Annotated in this window: 20 protein-coding genes; 11 read left to right on the top strand and 9 right to left on the bottom strand. The window is 43.1% G+C overall.

Translation table 11 applies throughout. The features are described from left to right. The first annotated feature begins 1 nt into the window (after window position 1). The 8 genes from AC3CIC_RS23095 (at window position 2) to AC3CIC_RS23060 (ending at window position 8,245) form a co-directional block, all read left to right on the top strand. Window positions 2-751, top strand: a complete 750-nt coding sequence (locus AC3CIC_RS23095; protein ID WP_394213475.1) for a VirB8 family type IV secretion system protein — start codon at window positions 2-4, stop codon at window positions 749-751. After that, window positions 748-1,509: a TrbG/VirB9 family P-type conjugative transfer protein gene (locus AC3CIC_RS23090; protein WP_394213477.1), complete on the top strand. Its 762-nt coding sequence runs from the start codon at window positions 748-750 to the stop codon at window positions 1,507-1,509. The genes AC3CIC_RS23095 and AC3CIC_RS23090 overlap by 4 nt, the downstream gene beginning before the upstream one ends. Next, window positions 1,506-2,741 carry a TrbI/VirB10 family protein gene (locus AC3CIC_RS23085; protein WP_394213479.1) on the top strand — a complete coding sequence of 412 codons (1,236 nt, stop codon included), beginning with the start codon at window positions 1,506-1,508 and terminating at the stop codon, window positions 2,739-2,741. The genes AC3CIC_RS23090 and AC3CIC_RS23085 overlap by 4 nt, the downstream gene beginning before the upstream one ends. A gap of 75 nt (window positions 2,742-2,816) precedes the next feature. Further along, complete coding sequence (gene virB11 / locus AC3CIC_RS23080; RefSeq protein ID WP_394213481.1) at window positions 2,817-3,848, top strand: P-type DNA transfer ATPase VirB11; 1,032 nt, start codon at window positions 2,817-2,819, stop codon at window positions 3,846-3,848. Beyond that, window positions 3,845-5,650: a type IV secretory system conjugative DNA transfer family protein gene (locus tag AC3CIC_RS23075; protein WP_488516898.1), complete on the top strand. Its 1,806-nt coding sequence runs from the start codon at window positions 3,845-3,847 to the stop codon at window positions 5,648-5,650. The genes virB11 and AC3CIC_RS23075 overlap by 4 nt, the downstream gene beginning before the upstream one ends. Next, window positions 5,638-6,108, top strand: coding sequence for a conjugal transfer protein TraL (locus tag AC3CIC_RS23070; protein ID WP_394213485.1), 471 nt, complete (start codon window positions 5,638-5,640; stop codon window positions 6,106-6,108). The genes AC3CIC_RS23075 and AC3CIC_RS23070 overlap by 13 nt, the downstream gene beginning before the upstream one ends. Before the next feature lie 56 nt (window positions 6,109-6,164). Continuing rightward, window positions 6,165-6,620, top strand: a complete 456-nt coding sequence (locus AC3CIC_RS23065; protein ID WP_488516897.1) for a hypothetical protein — start codon at window positions 6,165-6,167, stop codon at window positions 6,618-6,620. A gap of 57 nt (window positions 6,621-6,677) precedes the next feature. Beyond that, window positions 6,678-8,245, top strand: a protein-coding gene (locus AC3CIC_RS23060; protein WP_488514672.1) for an IS3 family transposase whose coding sequence is annotated in 2 segments (ribosomal slippage) — window positions 6,678-7,131 and window positions 7,131-8,245 — 1,569 coding nt in all. Because the reading frame shifts where the segments join, the coding sequence is not laid out codon by codon here. A 104-nt stretch (window positions 8,246-8,349) separates the two neighbouring features. Here AC3CIC_RS23060 and AC3CIC_RS23055 read toward each other — a convergent pair. The 3 genes from AC3CIC_RS23055 to AC3CIC_RS23045 all read right to left on the bottom strand — a co-directional run bounded on the left by AC3CIC_RS23055 (window position 8,350) and on the right by AC3CIC_RS23045 (window position 12,617). Beyond that, window positions 8,350-9,081, bottom strand: coding sequence for a SprT-like domain-containing protein (locus tag AC3CIC_RS23055; protein ID WP_488516896.1), 732 nt, complete (start codon window positions 9,079-9,081; stop codon window positions 8,350-8,352). 268 nt (window positions 9,082-9,349) lie between these two features. Further along, window positions 9,350-12,286: an LPD7 domain-containing protein gene (locus tag AC3CIC_RS23050; protein ID WP_488516895.1), complete on the bottom strand. Its 2,937-nt coding sequence runs from the start codon at window positions 12,284-12,286 to the stop codon at window positions 9,350-9,352. After that, window positions 12,276-12,617 (bottom strand): plasmid mobilization protein, encoded by a 342-nt coding sequence (locus tag AC3CIC_RS23045; RefSeq protein WP_488516894.1) that lies wholly within the window; start codon window positions 12,615-12,617, stop codon window positions 12,276-12,278. Before AC3CIC_RS23045 ends, AC3CIC_RS23050 begins: the two co-directional genes overlap by 11 nt. A 311-nt stretch (window positions 12,618-12,928) precedes the next feature. Between AC3CIC_RS23045 and AC3CIC_RS23040 the strand changes: the two genes are divergently transcribed. The 3 genes from AC3CIC_RS23040 (at window position 12,929) to AC3CIC_RS23030 (ending at window position 14,578) form a co-directional block, all read left to right on the top strand. Beyond that, complete coding sequence (locus AC3CIC_RS23040; RefSeq protein ID WP_488516893.1) at window positions 12,929-13,378, top strand: hypothetical protein; 450 nt, start codon at window positions 12,929-12,931, stop codon at window positions 13,376-13,378. Continuing rightward, window positions 13,379-14,095, top strand: a complete 717-nt coding sequence (stbB, locus tag AC3CIC_RS23035) for a StbB family protein (protein ID WP_488516892.1) — start codon at window positions 13,379-13,381, stop codon at window positions 14,093-14,095. A gap of 99 nt (window positions 14,096-14,194) precedes the next feature. After that, entirely contained in the window at window positions 14,195-14,578 is a 384-nt protein-coding gene (locus AC3CIC_RS23030; RefSeq protein ID WP_488516891.1) for a hypothetical protein, read from the top strand. A gap of 232 nt (window positions 14,579-14,810) precedes the next feature. Here AC3CIC_RS23030 and AC3CIC_RS23025 read toward each other — a convergent pair whose 3' ends face one another. The 6 genes from AC3CIC_RS23025 to AC3CIC_RS23000 all read right to left on the bottom strand — a co-directional run bounded on the left by AC3CIC_RS23025 (window position 14,811) and on the right by AC3CIC_RS23000 (window position 20,197). Next, window positions 14,811-15,671: an ArdC family protein gene (locus AC3CIC_RS23025; RefSeq protein WP_394213503.1), complete on the bottom strand. Its 861-nt coding sequence runs from the start codon at window positions 15,669-15,671 to the stop codon at window positions 14,811-14,813. Between the two features lie 99 nt (window positions 15,672-15,770). Continuing rightward, window positions 15,771-16,127 carry a hypothetical protein gene (locus tag AC3CIC_RS23020; RefSeq protein WP_488516890.1) on the bottom strand — a complete coding sequence of 119 codons (357 nt, stop codon included), beginning with the start codon at window positions 16,125-16,127 and terminating at the stop codon, window positions 15,771-15,773. A 555-nt stretch (window positions 16,128-16,682) separates the two neighbouring features. After that, window positions 16,683-17,330, bottom strand: a complete 648-nt coding sequence (locus AC3CIC_RS23015) for a plasmid SOS inhibition protein A (protein ID WP_488516889.1) — start codon at window positions 17,328-17,330, stop codon at window positions 16,683-16,685. A gap of 60 nt (window positions 17,331-17,390) precedes the next feature. Beyond that, entirely contained in the window at window positions 17,391-18,092 is a 702-nt protein-coding gene (locus AC3CIC_RS23010) for a hypothetical protein (protein WP_394213511.1), read from the bottom strand. Beyond that, window positions 18,092-19,252 (bottom strand): ParB/RepB/Spo0J family partition protein, encoded by a 1,161-nt coding sequence (locus AC3CIC_RS23005; protein WP_488516888.1) that lies wholly within the window; start codon window positions 19,250-19,252, stop codon window positions 18,092-18,094. The genes AC3CIC_RS23010 and AC3CIC_RS23005 overlap by 1 nt, the downstream gene beginning before the upstream one ends. A 117-nt stretch (window positions 19,253-19,369) precedes the next feature. After that, window positions 19,370-20,197: a ParA family protein gene (locus AC3CIC_RS23000; RefSeq protein ID WP_394213515.1), complete on the bottom strand. Its 828-nt coding sequence runs from the start codon at window positions 20,195-20,197 to the stop codon at window positions 19,370-19,372.

The following is a 20,197-nucleotide window of genomic DNA, read 5'->3' as shown; positions in this document are numbered from 1 at the left end:
TATGTCATTAATTGATCAGGCTCTTGCGGAAAGCAAGAGCGATATTCTCGCACCCAAAGAAGACGTTAATAAACCTGTAGATAGTTTCATTTCTGAAATGAAGGGGTTTGAGAAAGATAGAGTTGAAATCGCAAAGGGTAGTGCAAAGTTAGCATGGAAAATTGCTATGGCTAGTTTGGTTATCGCACTGCTAGCGGTGATTGCTGTTATTTCACTTGCACCATTAAAAGAAACAATACCTTATGTAATTAAAGTAAACGAGATTTCTGGTCAGGTTGAAATCGCCAAATCGATATCGGATTCTGAAAACATATCTTACGGTGAAGTTATGGATAAATATTGGCTCACCCAATTTGTAATCAAGAGGAATTCATATAACTGGCAAAGTATACAATCAAAATATGACGCCGTGCAGTTAATGTCATCACGAGATGTTTTCGCTCAATACAATGGGTTTATCACATCCGATAACTCGCCAGTCAACATTTTCGAAGACTACCTTGATATCGATGTTAACGTCGATGGCGTTACATTTGTTCCTGTTTCCGATGGTTCGATGATTGCCCAAGTCCACTTTGAACGAAGTGTTTTAAGCAAAGATGGTTCTCGATCAAATGAATACCAGTCTTCTGAATGGATTGCGACAATCACTTGGGATTATCAGGCTGAAATTTCTCATGAAAATGAGCGAATGATAAACCCATTGGGATTCAGAACAACTTCGTATAGAGAGGATCAGATAATCAAATGATCAGGAAATTATTACTTCTATTGGTATTGAGTGGTTCTTACACATGTGTAAATGCCGCAACTCTACCAAAGTCACAAGGATTTGATAAACGTGTCACTGCGGTGAAGTACAACCCTTCTGATGTTGTTCGCGTTCGAACCCGAGTAGGAAAGGCAACGCTGATTCAACTTGAGAAAGGGGAGACCATTGTTAAAGAGATTAGTGGTATAGGCATGGGAGACGCGTCGGCTTGGGGATTTAATGTAAGGGGTAATTCCATATTTCTTAAACCGACGGCAAGAAATCCAGATACTAATTTATTGATAGTTACAGATAAGCACCGATTGTATAGCTTTGAACTGGTTAGTTCTAAATATCCGCACTATGTCGTGAAACTTCAGTACGAGCAGCCGAAGAAACCGAAAGATTTTAAACCGCGTGTTCCATGCTCGACACGAGAACCTAACTTTGATTATTTAAAGTGGGGTGACGACTCGCTATCGCCGCAATACGCCTGGGATGATGGTCGTTTCCTCTGTATGAAGTTTGCCGAAAACTCAGAGCTTCCAGTCGTTTTTCAAGTTGGTCATGATGGTGAAGAACAGATGGTTAATTATCACATCGAAAAGGACACAATGGTCCTTCATTCATTAGCACCTGAATACAGATTGCGTATCGGTAAACTGGTTCTTGGCGTTAAATCAGAGTCGGCCAAAAGTCAGGGCTATAACAAGCGTGGCACAACTATTGATGCTAATCGTGAGGTGATAACGCCATGAGTAATGATTCAGGAAGAGTCCCAGAAATAGGCTCTAGTGACCGTGGCAATCTTTCTATTGTAGGGAGAGAGAGAAACAAGAACGTTTTCATTATTGGCGGTTTTGTTCTTGTTGGCATCATTGTCATTGCCGTAGCGCTTGGACTGGTAGTAAAAAACATCAATAACAAGATCGCACCGGTTGATGAAACCTCTGGGATTATAGAAACGACTGGCGATACTGCTTCACTTCAAAAAGGTAGTAGTGACGTGGGTGATGCTTCATTTTTCTTTAAACAAGCGAAAGAAAAAATGGATCAAGCCAAGAGGCAAAAGGAAAGAGATGAAGCACAGAGACTTGAGGAAGAGCTTAGGCTAGCTAATGCAGCAAAAGAAGTTACTACAAAGCCATTGAAGGTTGCGTATATAGGCACTGATGGATTGGAACGACCAGACCCAAAACCAATGAATAGACCAGTGGCAAAGCCTCGTCCCAAAAAGGACAACGTTGTAACGCTTGAACAACGTCAGTTGGGTGGGTCAGTGATGGTTGAAGTTGGTGGTTCGCAAGGGGGGTTGTCGCAAGGTAGTGGGTTGTTAAATGGTGCAGGAGGCGGTGGATACGACACATCATTTGATGGTAGTGCATTTGCTACTGGTTCAGCTGCCGTTAGAGATCCATATAGTAGAGACTTCTTGTTATTGAATGGAACAACGATTCCCTGTGTGTTAGAGACAGAGATCATTTCGGACTACTCTGGTTTTGTTAAATGTCGTGTCACACAAGATATTTACAGCACAACAGGCGCAATTCTTTTGGTTGAAAAAGGTAGCTCTGTATCAGGTACTCAGAAAGTGGCGATGACTCAAGGCAAAACCCGAGTGTTTACCTCTTGGGCGTCAATTGAAACGCCAGAGGGTGTATCTGTCCGAATCGACTCATTAGGAGCAGGGCCTCGCGGCGCATCGGGCACAGGTGCTTGGATTGATAATCACTATGCACAGCGCTTTGGTGGCGCTGTCATGTTGTCACTTATAGATGATGCTCTCGCAACGATTGCCAATAATTCGGGAAGTTCGGGTTCTCAACTCGTGGTAAGCAATACAACGGATAATGCGGGAAACATGGCATCAGAAGCACTAAAAGCTTCTATCGACATTCCCCCTACTGCTTACGTGAATATCGGTACTCGGCTTAATATTCTCATAGTAAGAGATATTGATATGAGTTCTGTCTATCGCATATCGAATTGATATAACCAAGTCAAAAAGCCAACTTCAACGAGTTGGCCTTTTTCTAGGTTCTCATTTGAATCAAAGGATTGAAATGTGTTTGAGTTACATGAATTTAATAAATGCGCGACAGTTAGAGACCTGTTAAAGCAAACGGAACTACAAGCAGTACTTGATCTTGATGGATTGACTGAGGTTGCTGTTAATTGCCCCCTCGAAGTGTGGTTTGATCGCGGAAAAGGATGGGAGAGTCAGCCTATGAAAAACCTTTCCTTTGAACGCTGTCAGCAACTTTCAAATGCATTATCGATTTACTCCGAAGTGGGTAAGTTGGATTATCACAACCCCATAGCCAGTGTCATCTTGCCTGATGGCGAGCGAGGTCAGATATGTATTCCGCCAGCGAGTGAGCAAGGAGTAATTAGTTTCACTATTCGAAAGCCTTCTACTGCCCGTTTTACGTTAGATGATTATGAGAGAACGGGGCGATTTACACATGCGAAAAAACAGACAACTTCTGAAAATAAATTAAATGATACCCAAGCTCAATTGCTTGAATTAAAAGAGAGCAATCGAATTGCTGAATTCTTCTCTTTAGCTGTCAAATCCAAGCAAAACATTCTATTGGTTGGTGGTACAGGTAGTGGCAAAACCACAGTAATGAAAGCAATGGTTGATCAATACCCAACCGACAAGCGCATTGTCACGATAGAAGATGTTCATGAGCTTGATTTACCCAATCACAAAAATCATTTACACCTTTTTTATAGTCACGGCGGTTCAGTTACTCCAAAACGGCTCATTGAATCATGCATGAGGATGAAGCCGGATCATGTCCTACTTGCTGAACTCAGGGGCGATGAAGCCTGGAACTATATAGAAATGCTAAACACAGGCCATGGTGGGTCAATCACCACTATTCATGCGAATGACTGCTACTCGGCATACTCACGTTTGGCGCAGTTGGTAAAGCAAAGTGAAGTAGGCCAAACATTGGATTATGACTTCATACTCAACACCATTAAAAGCAGCATCGATGTCATAGCGTTCTTCAAGTACACACATCTAGAAGAACTTCACTTTGAACCTCACATGAAGAATACATTACTTTCAGAGGGTAGCTCATGAAGACATTCATTTACTTTGTGCTGTTTCTAATCGCCACAGCGATATGTGGCGTCACTTCTCAGTTTATCGGAGCTTGGGTTTTCTTCAAACTAACTTATATGGATACGAATGCCATTCAGTTAGATTCGCTATGGGTTTATATCAATCTCTACGGCAATGACCAATATCTCAGCACATATGTAGAGATGGCTATTGCGGCTTCTGTGCTAGTAACACTTATCCCAACAATAACCGCAATTGTTGTCTATCTGATGACTCGTCATATAGAAGAACTTCACGGAAGTGCGAGATTTGCCAATGATAAAGAGTTGAAAGAATCAGGTCTTTTTGACAAAGGTGAAGCGCCAGCAATCTTGGTAGGTAAGCGAAAGGGGGGCAAGTTTGATGGTGAATTTGTAACGTTTCGTGGTCAACAGTTTGTTGGTGTTGAAGCACCTACTCGCTCAGGAAAAGGCGTGGGTATTGTAATACCTAATCTTGTTACCTATCCAGATTCAATCGTGTGCTTTGATATTAAGCTGGAAAATTTCACGAAAAGTGCTGGATATCGAGAGGCTCAAGGGCAAGAAGTCTTTCTGTTTTCACCTGACGGTTATGCAGAAAATGATGAAGATAGAGATGAAGTAAAGATTCGTAGTCATCGATGGAACGCATTTAGTTATATCCGAAGAGAGGGTGCATATAGAGTTGGGGATATTCTCACTATGACTAACTCGCTCTATCCAGTAACAGGCAGTAAGGATGACATTTGGAACGAGTCAGCGGGTAAATTGTTCAAAGGTCTAACGCTATACATGTTAGACATGGAAACCAAAACAGGAATCAAACCCACGTTTCCTCGTTTGTTGTCTCTTGCGTCGCCTGATGGTGGTTTGGCTCGTTGGATGGAAGCTCAATTACAAATAGGTCATCTTAGTGAGGAATGTTCCTCGGAGTTCAAAGCCTTTTTGGGGTCAGCTAATGAAACGAGAGGGTCAATTTTGACTAACTTTGTTGCACCACTTGCCATCTTTTCAGATCAAGTGGTCGCAGCTTCCGTATCAGACGATGATTTTGATCTTCGTGATGTTCGTAAAAAGAGAATGACTATTTACGTTGGCGTTGCTCCCCGCAATATCGGTCGCTTCAAAAAGTTGCTCAATTTGTTTTTTGAACAACTTTTGAATGAAAACACGCAAACACTCCCAGAGCAAAACCCAAAACTCAAATACCAATGCCTATGTGTGTTGGATGAGTTCACAGCGCTCGGCCGTATCAATATTATTGAAAAGGCCATTGGTTTTTGTGCTGGCTATAACATGCGCTTGTTGCCAATTTTTCAATCTCGTTCTCAGCTTGAGCAAAAAAATGCTTATGACAAAGAAGGGGCTGACATAATCATGAAAAACATGGCAATACGGGTCATATACCCACCGAAGGAAGTAGATCAAGACACTAAAAAAGTCAGTGAAACACTTGGATACAAAACAGTCAAAAGTACCAGTCGAAGTCGAAATTTTGGCACTGCAAGCAAGTCAGGGAACGATAGTAAAAGTGTATCAGATCAGCGCAGAGCATTAATGATGCCTCAAGAAATTGTCGAACTTGGTTTTGAAACACACGCCTCTGGACTTGGTATAAAAACTCTCTTGATTAAAGAAAACATGCGCCCGTTCATCATGGAAAAAATCATCTACTTTGATGAGCCTGATTTTCAGATTCGCGTAGATTTTGCGATGAAAAATTTACCTAAAATCCCTCTACTGCCGCTCACGAAGCAAACAGAAATCAGACAAAAGGAGATCCGAGAATGCACGGTCTAAAACGGATTACAATTGTATTTACTTTGGCAATAGCCATCATGATTTCTCCATTTCCTGTTATCAAACCAGCGCAGGCTGAAAGTGACGCGGCTTGTGCTATTTGGCTGTGTCTGCCTACAGGATTTCCGTCTGGGTGCGGTGATGCTAAGTCTGAATTCAAGAAAAGGCTAAAGAAATTCAAACCCCCCTTACCACTGCTAACATCTTGTATTGTTAAGTCAGATGTAGGCGGTGGCTCAAACATGAACAGTAATGAAGGATATGCGGCTAGATACCCTGCTAGTACGGAGTGTGTCAAAAGACCAGCTAACGCAACAGGATGTATAGAATGGCAAACCACACCAGCGAGAACGATCGAAGGTGAAAGCTGTCATGACCGAGATGATACATGTACTGATCTGAAATATGTCGAAGTAACTATTGATGGTGAAATAACAGGAAGTCGTTTCTACTATTAGCTACAACATCTAAGAGTATGAAATAATTAAATTATCATGGGTATAAGGAAGTTGAAATGAAGTTGGTAAAGTTATCGCTTATTGTGGGAATCATAAGTGCTCTTTCAGGCTGTGTGAGTGGGTTTTCAAACTCAACAGTAAGAGAAGAAATAGTTGTCGTGTCTATTGAGGGTACATATATCTGCATTGATAGCCGTCTTATTGAGAACGGTGATGTAAAAACGTTCACAGCAAACAAAGTAGATTGTCAGACTGAATATTCAAGTGTGACTAGCACTATTGGCAAGCAAGATGTTCCAAGTCTACTTCTGTTAGATGGTTCAATTGTGATGTCGAGATTACATGTTGATTCTCCAATCCCAAAGTATGCCGAAACAATCAAAGTTGATGGAGAATACGTATACCTTATGGAAACAGAAGGCAAAATTTTCGAAGAAAAGGTGGGTGGTTGTTCACTTGTTAAAGATGGCCACAAATCTAGAGTGCCATGTCACCCCCCGGTGTCAGGATAGTTGTCCAGATCTTAGAACGCCCAAAAATCCAGCAATGGAGGGCTAACGAAGGACACTATGCCGAGATATTCCGAAGAAAGAAAAGCTGCCATCTTGAAGAAGCTACTGCCACCGCATAACAAAACCATTCCAGAAGTTGCTGCGGAGGATCACATCAGCGAAGCAACGTTATACAATTGGCGTAATAAACTCCGCTCCGAAGGTAAACCTGTGCCAGGTAATCAAAAAAATTCTGAACATTGGTCAGCTGAAGCCAAGTTCGCCACCGTCATCGAAACCGCCAGTTTGTCAGAAACTGAGCTTAGCCAGTATTGTCGCCAGAAAGGTTTGTACCCTGAACAAGTTAAAGCGTGGAAACTCGCTTGTATCAGCGGTGCGGGTCAAGCAGAGCAATCTAAGAAAGCAGAGCAGACAGAGCGTAGAGCGGATAAAAAGCGTATCCGAAAATTGGAAGCAGAGCTGCATCGTAAAGACAAAGCCCTGGCAGAAACGGCGGCGCTATTGGTGCTGTCAAAAAAGCTCAAGGCCTTGTACGGGAGCGACAGCGAGGAGGACTGACTCCTCTCGATATGCGCGAGACATTGCTGGCGCTTTTTGATGAAGCGGTTGCTAATGGCGCGCCTCAGTACAAGGCTGCAGACCTCATGCAAGTTCCACAGCGAACGTTGCGCCGCTGGCGTACGTCACAGGGTCATGTGTTGCCCGATCTTCGTCCTCTGGCTATCAGACCAGAGCCGAAAAACAAGCTGTCAGAGCAAGAGCGCCAACATATTCTGAATGTCTGCAATGAGGCTGACTATGCCAATTTACCGCCCAGTCAAATCGTGCCGAAACTGGCCGATCAGGGAGAATATATGGCCAGTGAGTCAAGCATATATCGTGTGCTGAAAGCTAACGACCAACTGCACCATCGAGGACGGGCGAAACCGCCACAGCCTACGACGGAGCCCGCTTCTCATGTGGCGACAAAGCCCAATGAGATCTGGACTTGGGATATCAGTTATCTGCCCGCGAAGGTTCGTGGTCTGTACTGGTATCTTTATATGGTCATTGATATCTACAGTCGCAAAATTGTGGGTTGGGAAGTCCATGACTGCGAATGCGGAACCCTTGCTTCTCAGCTGATTGAGCGAGCCACCTTCAGTGAACGCTGCTTCGTGAAGCCTCATTATTTACATTCTGACAACGGGGCCCCAATGAGGTCACTCACCTTGCGTGCAAAGCTTGATGAAATGGGCATCCGAACATCCTTCAATCGTCCGGGCGTTAGTAATGACAATGCCTATTCAGAGTCATTGTTCCGTACAGCCAAGTACCGGCCTAACTATCCGGAGCATGGCTTCGAAACGCTGGCAGAGGCACGTGAATGGATGCTGAATTTTGTAAACTGGTACAACAACGAGCATCACCACAGTGCGATTAAGTTCGTCACTCCAGCAGAAAGACACAGAAACTTAGATACAACAGTGCTGGCGAAGCGGCATGCCGTGTATCAGCAGGCGAAAGCCAAGCATCCTGAACGTTGGGCAAGGGAGACTCGCGACTGGTCACCCGTTGGTTCGGTAACACTCAACCCCAAAAGCACAGACAATAACGAACATGGCGGTCAAAAAAGAGCCGCTTAATTAGAAAATCTGGTCAACTACCTTGAAATCTACCGTCACAGTTGATCCTAAAAATGCGTATAAATTGTGCCGGCTTAATCGTCGGCTTTTTTGTCTTTGCTAATCTAAGAACAGCGTAAAAAATGCATATCGCAATCCACGCATAAGACGTTCAGTGAAGGCTTTCCCCAAAGATTTGAATTGCACTTAGGGCATGTGAACTTGTATCTAGTTTGAGGTCGTTCAGACGGTGTAATGCTTTGTTCTTTAGTAAGCTCATTGAGCTTACTTTGCTTAGGATTTGCAGCAGAGATTGAAGACATTAGCGCATTGAGTACAGTAGTACCGGATGACTCAATGCTTTTCTTTGGTGGGAATCGATCATACCAAGCCAGCTTAAACTCATTGGTTATGAGCTGATTCAATGCACTTTCAAATCTGCCGCCGTCAACTATATAATCCCCCATAAACTGACCTGTAACCGCGCCTCCTACTTTCCCTGTTGAACTTGGCATAAGACCAATTTCCTGCATCTTCGCCGCCCACTCCTTGTTGTGATACCCCCCTCGGCTAGGTTTCCCATGTTCGTTTTGCCACAAGTGGCACATCTCATGAGCGAGTGTTTGCAATATTTCACTGACTGGATATAAAGGGAACATCTCTGGATTCAGTGCAAGTTCGGAAACCACTTCTCCGCGACTATTGACGAATCGATTACGGCTTAAGTAACCGTGAGTGTTGGGCTTTCTTTGAAGCGTGATCAGGCATTGAGGCAATAAGGAGTCAAATAGCTCCGCATTAAAAAAGTCGAATGCATCATTCAAGCCTTGATACATTTGGTGAGTCGGTTTCGCCATGCTTAAATCAATCCAAATCAAAATTGTATTGTACATTACAATTTAGGAGTAAACAAAAAACCCAGACTAGCTGGGCTTTTCATTAGCAATATTAGCTAACGTAACGAACTTCATTGACCGTGAGTTCTTGGATAATCAGTTTCCAAGTTTGGATAACATCGGGTTGATCAATTTGCGATTTAGCAAGGTCTAACGCGGTACTTAACAGTGAATTTCGCACATTAAGTTACGGCGTCACATGAGGGCGCGATTGATTACGCATGTGTAACTAACGAGTCATCGTATGTGATGCCGTCTTCGTTGATGCTTGAGTGATTTCTTTAAACGTACTATCAAGCGTTCTCGGCTTCGCTTTATCTATCGCATCACCTGCTAATTTCAGGTCTAGTTTTCCGTCCAAAATGGTGTCAGATTGGTACTTAGATAGGAAAGGGTCATTCCTGCGAAGCTCATCAGCTTGGCCTCTATCAAGAACTTCATTGGGCTTTTTCCCGTTAACAGTGAACATCAGCTTTCCTTCATCAGGCGAGTATTTGAAATCCAGCTTGTAATTTGATGAATTTTCGACCGTCTTCTTTGCACTTTCCGATATTGAAGAGGCACTTACATCACTTTTAACCAATGTATCAACCTTTTCGAATTTATCCACTTTCCACGTATTTCTATGCGTTTGAATCTCCCTCTCTCCGGTATACTCACCTTTATCATTGAAAACAGACTGGCTAGTTGTTACTGGTTCTTTACCAGTCATTTCTAAACGAACGAAATCACCCTTATTCACTTTAGACTCATCAAGTGCGTCTTTTAAACCCACGCCCCAAACCTGCTTACCATCAGAAAATTCGACAAAATAGCTTTCCTTGTTCTTATCGTTGAACTCATAAGGAGCTTTGCCAAAATCAACGACCTCTCTACCTTCTTGCTTTGGCTGTGTATTGCTGGCGACATCTTCACTTTGACGCTTAGCTTTGATTTCCGACACTTTTTCACTAACTGAAGTAGCGCCCTGCTCTTGCACATTTTTACTTTTGCTATCTATCTGCTCAAGTTGCTTATTGGCTTTCAATTCATCTTTCATCTTCATGAATTGCTCTTGCATAGCCTTATTGTCAAAAACAATGTTCAAATTCTTTGCAACCGCTATTTCAAGCACTTGCTCCTTAAATTTGCTGTTTCCACTCACCTTCACCTTGCCAAACTTCTCAGCCGCAAGAGTCAAGCCAACCGCGACACTGTTATCATCAGGTTTGCGGTCAAACACAAGGCGTTCACCTTTATCAACAAACAGTTTCTTCCCTGTGCTCGCATCGTTGTATTCAACTCTCCCTTTCTTCATATCCTTAACCGCAACCACATCGGACATTTTTAACGTCAGTGCATCAGCTAAATCGCGCTGACGACGAAAGACGTTGTTCAGATTAGTGACCGATAGTTCAGATTGCTCTGATAGTGAGTTTTCATTCTTACTATCCTCTGTTCGATGAGCTTTCAAATCTTGCAATGACATAGATGCATCTCCATATTTTTCGCGGGCTTTAAGTAATCGAAATACCATGATCGACTCATCTAAGCGGCTTAATTTCCCCGAACTCTTTCTAGGGTCGGTGACATAAGACGAAACGAATGTGAGGCTGTTAACTGCTTGGCGTTCTTGATTGCTTTGTTGTTGATTTTCGTAGCACTCGGTGAGGACTGATTTTGCTTCTTCCCACGTTAAGTGCATGTGTTTGGTGAGGAAGTCACTAACATTAAGTGACCTGTCGTTGGCCTTTATCCTTGCTCCACCTCTCTTTGAATGAAAGTGAGGGTGTTCAGTTGGATCAACGCCATGACTGCCTTTCAGGTGTTCTAGTAAACGTTGAGCGTCTAACTTCAGCCGAATTTCTTGAAACGCTGCTCGCTCTGATTCGCTAACTCTTGAATTGCTTTTATTTACGGCTAACTGTTCAGGTAATGTTTTTACTCGTCGTCCTGGTCTAGCTGTAAACCGTCGCAATTTGTGATTAGTACCGGCTCTGTGGGAGTCCAAATGATGTGACGCATTACTCGACAATACACTTTGAGTATTTGCTGTCCTTGCTGCTCCTCTTGAATCCACATTGCGGCGGAGCACACTTGGCAAGCCGTTTGGGATGTTGGCAAACGTTCGTGTTCGGTCTCGCTCAAGACGAGGCTTGTGATAAGCCTTCCGTCTTCTCTGTCGAAGATTGTTTGTGTTTGAGTGCTTTTCGATTCGGTCATTAAGTAGCAGTTCCTTTTCTTCAACATTTGCTGAGTAGTATTTCTTGCGAAATGATGGCGATGCAGTGTGTATATGCTTCATTTCAAATGCTCGCTTACTCACCCACTCATCGACTAATTGAGCCACCTTTTTATCTGTGGGTTTTTGTCTTTCTATCAACCGATCTGAAATGTACGCATGTGTAAAAAATGGCTCTTTAAGACGGATAAACTTATCTTGGCCATGAGGTTTCACTTTCAAATATTCACGACCGGAGCTTTCTCTGCCCGTACCCACTTCACCAAAGTGAACAAGTTCTCGCTTGAGCGCGTCCACCGTTCGAATGTCTTTATCATGAATACGGGACAAAATGGCTGATTTTACTTCTCGATTTGCGCCTTTGAATTCATCCCCCTTGTGACGTGACAAAATCTCATTCTTTCCTGTAAATCGGTAGTTCCGTTGATTGTCATAAGGTGACTCTAGTTTGAGGTGTCTGTTTACATGCTCTTGAATAGCATCATGATGATCGACATTATTTTGATAACGACCAAAAGGATTCATTGCTTTGCCTGTCGCTAGATTTTTGGTCGGAACAACAATGTGAACGTGAGGTAACCGCTCAATTGATTCACCAGTTTTTTTATCGATATAACTCTTTATTTTCGGGTGATGTATTTCAGCATAAATATTGAATTCAGAACTATCATATGCTGCAAAAACCTTATCTTTATACTCTCCATAAGCCTTTGACATTGACTCTGAGCTTATGTTTTTTTCCGCAAAGCTTAAGGTGATATGTAGATAATTATCGCTGTCGCTGTTCTCTCCCATCTCTTTAATAATTGACTTGGTAAGATCTAAGTTACCTTCTAAAATTTCCCTTTCATCAAGTTCATCACGAGATTGTTCCCTACCTTGTTTAAGCCCTTCTTCAAGGTACTCGCCAATGCCAGCTTTTCCGCTTGAAACTCTAGCAATCATCTATAACCCTTTGCATCAAGGATTCAATAGAGATCAACCGATTCAAAGTTTCTCTGTAAAGAGATTCAGAAACCGTTCCATTGCGATGAGTGTCGTTCAGCTTATAAGCAACCTGATTGATGTTATTACTAGATTTGTTAAAAAGAAAAACCAATTTCTGATAATCGACTGGCTTGTTCTCATTGACCGTAAATTCATATTTCTTTGAAAGAAACACCCCTCTAAAGAACTCAGTCTTAGTTAAATTGGTCTCTCTAAATAAACTCTCATAGGGTTTGAATTCTGTTTCTGTCAGTCTAAATGAAACCAATACGGACTTCTTCTCTTCCATGACAACACCAGTAGTATCAAGGCTCGTAGAGCCATTATGGGTTCAAGGGTTTACCCTTGGCACGCGATTATATAAGGGAGCGAAGCGAGCTTGTATACATCGACAGCGTGCCTATGTTCTTATCAGCCATTATCCTTTCTCGTCACGACACCTTCAATTCTACGTCACCGTTACATCAATATTTCATCGTATATTGGATAGTGACGCCGAATTTACATCAGCATTACATCACATACACCTCACAAGCACTTCAAATACAAAACAGAGTGCATTAATATAATGTTTGCCAACCATCAAAATAATATCTTGCTATGAAAAACCTAAATGAAGAATTAGCACCACTGGCTGAAAGATTAAAATGTGAAGGGTTGTCATTTCAGAAGTCATTTAATGACAATATACATATTATTGAGCAACTACGAGAGTTCGGTTTTAGTCGTCAAGGCATAATAGAGTCATTAGTTAATAGTGGCGTATCTCTTACAGAACGCGAGTATGATCAATACATATATCGAGCCAAAAAGAAAACAATCAAGAAAGTCAAAAACGATGAACATTCAGATAGCGTTAACGTTATTAATAATTCTGAATCATCAAATTGGAAATTACATTTTCCATTTATAGTACAGCCATTAGTAGATGATATCTTACTTCATGGGTTCACAATCGAAGACGTTAGATCATGGAAAGTTAACAACATCCAGCAGTTGACTAAAACGTTACAGCAAAAAATCCAACTCAAAAAATTTAGTGAGGATTAAATGGAAATGCTCAAAATTGCGGTAATTAACAATTCTGGCAATGTCGGTAAAAGTACCATCTGTGACACTTTATTAAGACCACGCATTACCAACTCTGAAATCATAAAGATTGAAACCATCAATAGTGATGGTACGGACGATGAAACACTATCAGCATCGAACCTTTTAAAGGTTCAGGAAAAAATTGATCTTACCGATATCGCAATCATTGACGTGGGCGCGTCGAATATAGAAATGTTTATCGATAACATGCAAAAATCAGCGGGTTCTCATGAAGATATTGATTTCTTTGTGATCCCCACTACTCCACAAAATAAGCAGCAAGTCGATACCCTAGCGACAATCAAAACACTGATCTATATGGGTGTGCCAACTGACTGTATTCGCGTCATTTTCAACATGGTAGAAGAAAATCTATCAATCGAAGACCAATTTCAAACTATCTTGTCCGATCCTATAGCTAAACAGCTAGGTATCAACAAGCAAGAGAACCAAGCAGTGATTCCTCACAATCCGGTGTTTGATCTAATGAACACTGTGGGAATGAAGTTCGATGATTTGCTCAACGATAACCGCGATTTTCGTCAGTTAATGAAAGATGCCAAAACAACAGAAAAACGATCAGTGTTGTCATTCCAACGCTCGGGCCATCGTCTCGCTCAAGGATTCAATAACAAACTGGATGCTGCATTCTCGGTACTCGCGGTAACCTCGTAATCAGCTATGACAGCGGCTCTTATCCACAACGCTACTGAGCATGAAAGTAGCTCGGTCGTGTTGTGGGTAAGAGCATTTTGCAATGCTAAGGAAGAAATAATGGCTGATACTTCTTTTTCCAAACTTGCGCAATCAATGACATTTGAATCAATTAGCGCTCTCAATGATGACATGGCAGCACTTTCAAGAGCTGTCGAGCAATTTCCGAAAGATCTTGATAGTACAATGCAAAAAAAAGTGAATCGCTTGATAGACATAACTCAAGAAATCGAATTTCACGCAACGTCATATCGAAACGCGCTGATGGTCGAGGCAAGAGAAAATCGTCAATCTCTGATCAGCGAAATTGTTGATGTACTCCCAAAGGCTGATGAAAGACAGAGCGTTGGGAGTTCGGTTTTTTGGTATGTGCTAGCTGCGGGACTGATCGGGGGTGTTATTGGCGCATCGTTGTCTGTAATTGCGCTGCATGTTCTAGCATAAGTGTTGCTAATCCTTACCCACAGCACGACCGAGTTGTTTTAATGCTCAGTAGTGCTGTGGATAAGGGTTCAGAGGCGTTGCTAGCTAACGGAGGCGTAATCTACATAAGCGAGCGAAGCGAGCTTGGGTCGATTACGCATCAAAACCAGTAGGCTCGAAGCCTACTGGTTTTGAAAGTGCGGTTAAATTCAAAACGAGACCAAAAAAGGCGGCTTTCGCCGCCCTTTTGATATCACGCTGCTCGATCTAGCGAAAACGCCAAATCGACACAAAGCTGATGCGCCTTGCTTGCTGCACTTGCCGCTTTAAAAATAAAGCGTTTATCATCTTTCAATCGATCCAACCAACTTGCGATATACGATTCGTGTTGTACATCGCCTGAGATTCCAAGATCAGCACACATAAACGCCGCTCCTAGCTCCGCAACAAGTTCCTCGAACGCATAATCACTATCACCGAAGCGTTTACCGCCCTTGCGGTCTAAACGGCTCTTATGGCCTGTCCAGTGCGCTAGTTCATGCAATAGCGTGGCATAGTAATCATTTGCTTGGTTAAAACGCTCCCTGTCTGGCATCGTAATTTGATCTTGTGAGGGTGAGAAGAAAGCGCGATCTCCTCTCTCGTTCACTATAGCGCCCGTAGAAGCCACGAAACCCTCAACGTAATCCAGTGCATCAAATCCACCGCCACCATGCTTCTCTGTCGCTTCTGGTGACGCAATATCATCAATCTGATCTAAGTTGAAAACGGTAAACGTTCGCAGCATCGGGATCTTTTCTTTGTCGCCGTTATCAGTTTCTTTTTCAAGTGTTTTGTAGAACACAATCTGAGTGCCTTTCTCACCTTTTCGCACCTGACCACCTAGTGATTTCGCTTGCTTGTATGTCAACCATGCAGGGCTGCTATAACCATGCTCTGCCGCTGCGCCCCACAACAACAAAACGTTAATGCCGCTGTATGTTTTCTGTGATTGCAAGCTGTAAGGAAGTCCATTAAAGCGGCTACGCTCCCACGGACAAACCCAAGGCTTAACGCCATTTTCAAGTGCGGTAATGATTTGGTTTGTGATCTGCTGATAGAAATCCGTTTTCATGATTTTTCCTCTTGGATGTGGCGACATCGCCAGCTTTGGTATCAATTTAGTGATGAATTCACATGCAAACCTTGTCGGCTTGCATGTGTTTTATCCGTGTTATTTGCCGTTTAAGCTCAAGAATTTAGTAAATAGCTCACCCGCTTTTTGGTCGGTCATTCCTGCTTTTTTGGCGCAAGTTAGCAACCATAACTTTTTAGTCTGGTTTGAATACTTATCAACACCGTTAGGCAAAAGTAGATCCGCGCTGAACTCATCAGAAAGCGCATAGAAAGCCTTTGAAAACTGGCTTGCACAGATAGCGTCATCATTAAAAGATGTGCTCAAAGCGCTAAGTTTAGAGCGGTAATCGCGGCATGTATTTAGATAGAAATCGCGTGGCATAACGCGATAATGAAGACCAACAAAAATTTCAGCGATACGGACGTGATGTTCTAGTGAAGTGTTCTTACACATGTGTAATTCCTCTTGGAAGTGGCAACATTGCCGAGTGATTTAAGCTCTCCCAAATCACAAGACTATAGTATCAATATAACGATACAATGTCGATATACCCAAGTGGCAGAATTCAATGTAACATTATGAAAAATAAGAATATTTGGAGCTGCGCGACAAATGCTAGACGCGCTTTTTACTGACGTGTCGAGATCAAAAATAGACGAACTGAAAACGGTACTATCAGAAACCACAGCCCCCACCCCATTCCCTGCTAGGCTGCGCGAAGCGCCTATGTCACTGAACGTTCAGCAACACAGAAGCTTGACGGTCGGATGACAAAAGGAAGAACCCGCAACAAAGATACGTGCTCCTGGCGAAGACGAAGGCTTGGCCTACTCGCTTTAGACGTGAACGCAGTTCTGGTCGTCGCTTTTCCTAGCCCTGACCGTTACCCGAATGGGCGGAGACGCGAAGCGGCTACGTTTTTCTAGCGAGACAAGGCCGAAGGCCGCCGGAGAGTGTGAAAAATAGGGCATGGTTGCCCGTAGGGCGCTTCTTTCTGCTTCTAATCTTTCAAAGTCTTGTCATATTCCATGCTGTCCTTTGCATGTCCCAGCCTTGATAAAGCATCACATGAAAATGCCAATCACCTTCATCACACCACGCCCGATAAAACGAAACCAACAATGATTTCAAATTGACTTCGGAAACACAGGCATCGAGCAAAGACAAGAGATAACGTCCCGCGTCGTGTTCAGTTTCAAGCGTCACAATATGTTTTTCAAAGCACTTCAACTGCCGAGTTTCTTCTGCCTTTTCCCTCGCATAGTTCTTAGCAAAGATCCTGCTATCTCGTTCAACGACCATGTGAGTTCTATTGGTTTGGCGATCTTCGTGGTGCTGACGAATGGATGGGAACATCTGACCGACTGCATAGTGGCTCAAATTACCAGTTTTCCTTCCACCTGTTCGTAGACAAGTTTCAAGCTCTTGTTTGAATTCATCCACGGTTCGGTAATAGTGCCCCCTATCGTTTTTGGTTCGACCAAACGCTGAGTATATGCGCTCTAGGCTATAGCCTTTTTTTCGTAGAATTGAGATCAGGCGATTTGCTCGCGGAAAATCTGTCAGATAGTTTTTGTTGTCGGTTTTCAATAGAACAGCAGTAGCAGCTTGCTGAAAATCGTTAAGCACAACCAAAGCGCGGTGTGATGGGATCATTTTTATATACCTCTTGGTAGTGGCAACAGTGCCAGAGTGATTAATTACACATGTGTAAAATCACCGTAGAGAGTAAAACCGAGTGCTTTGCATGTCACACGTTTCAAAGTCTTCAAGCTCTTTACCGTCAATAGAGCGATGTAGAACGGAGATAAGATCGCAGCCTGATACCACATTTCTTATTCGTTCTTCCCACTCTCCAGCTCCAAACGCAGTAAACAATAATTCATATTCAACGCATGGCTTGAATTTGTCCGTCAGCGTAGCAATGACACGCGCTGTATCGTCAGCATCCACAGATAGAGCATTTAGCGCTTCGCGATAACTATCATGACGAAAAGCTTCTGAATGCTTAAGCGCGGCCGTTAGCCAATAGCGGGCTTTTTGCTCATCAATACCGGAAGGATATAGAAGACTAAAGTCATCGGGTTTATCGATAAGTTGATAAAGGCGGGTCATGGTGTACGCCCAACAAGCAAATTCCTCATCTTTTTGTGGTGTCCAATCGGTAAAGCGCATCAAACAGTCAACCGAACTCACTACCACCCAAGCCTGAATTTTTTTCCCTTCTCTGTCATTTATCCACGTTCGGATATTCTCGCCCTTCACTGGCGAGCGCGGCTCAATCAAGCCCAAACGGATAGCGTTGAAGGTCAGAAGCCGCGCTTTTTGCGCGGGAGACAATGACGGTAATCTAAGAGAAAACAAATAGACAATAGTAGAGCGACCGTTAAGGTCGCTCTTAGCAAAATTTTGGGTCATCAATTGCACCAATCGTTAATACGTTTAGCGAGTTCCTTCGCTTGATCTTTTGATAGTTCGGCAATATCTCGCCCGTCGAGAACCAACGTGCCATTCAGAAAGTTCACGACTTCGACTGTCATCACACGCTCTTTCTTCGCTTTCTTCGGCGTCTTAGTAACATTTGGCGAACACTCATCAACGAGATCTGAAAGTCCGTTACCAAGTAACAGCTCCTTGTCCTTTTCAAGATGATGATGCAATGCTGACAACGTATGTGCTATTTCTGCTTCATTAAGGTCACGGCGAGAAAATTCATCCTCAATGTTCTGTGCGCCTTGTGTGATTTGGTAGTCACTGAGTTCATGAGGTAACGACTCGACAAAGGCGGTATACACATAGCCAGACTCATCATCTGAACCATTTTGTACAGCAGAAGTATCATTTTTAACGGATGTATTCTCTGTTTGCTTTGGAGGGTTCTTAATCGTTTTCAGTAAAGACTCTAGCCCTTTACGCTCGAAAGAACCGCCAGCCATGACCACTTCAAATGTCGCCTTATCCGCTTCATAGATTTTGACCAACACACCCAATGTTTCAGCGTCTTGACACACTTTGCTTTTGCAAAGTTCGATCACTGAATCAGGTGCATTCAACAATTTCACGTAGCGAGAAATCCACGATGAAGGTCGCCCCCATGCCTTACCAATTGCCCCTTTTGACATTTTGTAAGGCTCTTGGGTCAGCATGAAAATGGTATCAGAAATCTCGAACGGCTTTAGGTCGTCGCGGTTGATGTTATCCGCCGCTTGCGCCAATACTGCTTTAGCACTGCGGATTTTCTCACCGTTAAAATCAATCAATGAAAGCGATGTATCAACGATGATAGGGATAGACGTTTTACCGAGTAGCTTCATCGCTTGCCAACGGTTTTCACCATTGTGGATCAGATAGCCTTTCTCAGATTTTGGGTAGACCTTTAACGGCTGCTGCAAGCCGTTTTCATCAATCGACTGCGCAAGCTCTTTGACGCGATCGGGGTCGAGCGAATCACGCACCTGTTTGGTGACATAAAGCTCATCAGGATGAACAGAAAGAATACTTACGCCGTCAGGCGCATCTTTCTTTTGGCCTGATTTACCAAGGGATAAGTTAGAAAGGGCTGAAACATCAAAAGACATATAACAAAACTCCGTTTAGAGGTGGCGACATTGCCGACAGCTAGGCATTCCCTAACTGTCCAAAAATAGTATCATTATATTGATAACAAATCAATGTGTTTTTACACATGTGTAAATTTATCTTAATGCTACTGAGATAGCTGCAAACAGCATTTCACGCGCTGCTTTACTCGATGACGCCTTATATTCCCACACTGGCGTAAACGTCCGTATGGCATCTTTAATCGCCGTATTCGACTTAATCACAGGTGAAACAGTAACCGGAGAGGCTTTATAAATCGCCTCCAAACCATCTTTAGAAGAACGCGAGCGCATATCTACACGGTTAGGAACAATAGTTATTTGGGGTAATGGCAAATTCACTTGCTCACGAATGTTCACCACTCGCGTGATCTGCTTGTTGATGCCATCGAGACTAAAACCGTCGATCTCAATTGGCATGAGTAGATAGTCAGAGATAAGCGTAGCGGCTAATTGTCTGTTACCCAAAACAGGCGGCGTATCAATCACGACAACATCAAAATCACCCTGCTCTAGCAGTGTTTGAATGTTTCGATGTGCATGACCTAACGATTCGCGTCCCATTTCTTCGTCAACGTTATAGAGTTCATCCGTCCCCGCCAACAAATGCAGGTTATCGCTGACACGGTACGTTTTACCGCTCGGAAGCTCTGCTTTGAACACATCAGCCGAACTGATCACGCCATTATCATTGATATAGCTCTGGCTGATCTCCGCGCCATTGATCGACTTGGTGAAATTACCCTGCGGGTCAGTGTCCCACACCAACACTTTCAACCCCAAACGCTCTAAAAGCTTTGCGATGTAGTAAGACAGAGTGCTTTTCCCCACGCCACCTTTTTCATTGTTCAACACAATGGCTTTGCGAGACTTAGACAGACGTTTTTTTATCTTGGATAGTTCAGGGGTCGTTTTGAAGCTCAT

This window comes from Enterovibrio sp. QJM3NY_24 (genome assembly GCF_057786035.1).
This window is presented reverse-complemented; position numbering and strand designations above follow the sequence as displayed.

What these genes read in the sequence shown, in the direction of transcription:
- AC3CIC_RS23095 (WP_394213475.1), top strand. Translation starts at nt 2, where the DNA reads ATGTCATTAATTGATCAGGCTCTTGCGGAAAGCAAGAGCGATATTCTC.
- AC3CIC_RS23090 (WP_394213477.1), top strand. Translation starts at nt 748, where the DNA reads ATGATCAGGAAATTATTACTTCTATTGGTATTGAGTGGTTCTTACACA.
- AC3CIC_RS23085 (WP_394213479.1), top strand. Translation starts at nt 1,506, where the DNA reads ATGAGTAATGATTCAGGAAGAGTCCCAGAAATAGGCTCTAGTGACCGT.
- AC3CIC_RS23075 (WP_488516898.1), top strand. Translation starts at nt 3,845, where the DNA reads ATGAAGACATTCATTTACTTTGTGCTGTTTCTAATCGCCACAGCGATA.
- AC3CIC_RS23070 (WP_394213485.1), top strand. Translation starts at nt 5,638, where the DNA reads ATGCACGGTCTAAAACGGATTACAATTGTATTTACTTTGGCAATAGCC.
- AC3CIC_RS23065 (WP_488516897.1), top strand. Translation starts at nt 6,165, where the DNA reads ATGAAGTTGGTAAAGTTATCGCTTATTGTGGGAATCATAAGTGCTCTT.
- AC3CIC_RS23055 (WP_488516896.1), bottom strand. Translation starts at nt 9,081, where the DNA reads ATGGCGAAACCGACTCACCAAATGTATCAAGGCTTGAATGATGCATTC.
- AC3CIC_RS23050 (WP_488516895.1), bottom strand. Translation starts at nt 12,286, where the DNA reads ATGATTGCTAGAGTTTCAAGCGGAAAAGCTGGCATTGGCGAGTACCTT.
- AC3CIC_RS23045 (WP_488516894.1), bottom strand. Translation starts at nt 12,617, where the DNA reads ATGGAAGAGAAGAAGTCCGTATTGGTTTCATTTAGACTGACAGAAACA.
- AC3CIC_RS23040 (WP_488516893.1), top strand. Translation starts at nt 12,929, where the DNA reads ATGAAAAACCTAAATGAAGAATTAGCACCACTGGCTGAAAGATTAAAA.
- stbB (WP_488516892.1), top strand. Translation starts at nt 13,379, where the DNA reads ATGGAAATGCTCAAAATTGCGGTAATTAACAATTCTGGCAATGTCGGT.
- AC3CIC_RS23030 (WP_488516891.1), top strand. Translation starts at nt 14,195, where the DNA reads ATGGCTGATACTTCTTTTTCCAAACTTGCGCAATCAATGACATTTGAA.
- AC3CIC_RS23025 (WP_394213503.1), bottom strand. Translation starts at nt 15,671, where the DNA reads ATGAAAACGGATTTCTATCAGCAGATCACAAACCAAATCATTACCGCA.
- AC3CIC_RS23020 (WP_488516890.1), bottom strand. Translation starts at nt 16,127, where the DNA reads ATGTGTAAGAACACTTCACTAGAACATCACGTCCGTATCGCTGAAATT.
- AC3CIC_RS23015 (WP_488516889.1), bottom strand. Translation starts at nt 17,330, where the DNA reads ATGATCCCATCACACCGCGCTTTGGTTGTGCTTAACGATTTTCAGCAA.
- AC3CIC_RS23010 (WP_394213511.1), bottom strand. Translation starts at nt 18,092, where the DNA reads ATGACCCAAAATTTTGCTAAGAGCGACCTTAACGGTCGCTCTACTATT.
- AC3CIC_RS23005 (WP_488516888.1), bottom strand. Translation starts at nt 19,252, where the DNA reads ATGTCTTTTGATGTTTCAGCCCTTTCTAACTTATCCCTTGGTAAATCA.
- AC3CIC_RS23000 (WP_394213515.1), bottom strand. Translation starts at nt 20,197, where the DNA reads ATGAGCTTCAAAACGACCCCTGAACTATCCAAGATAAAAAAACGTCTG.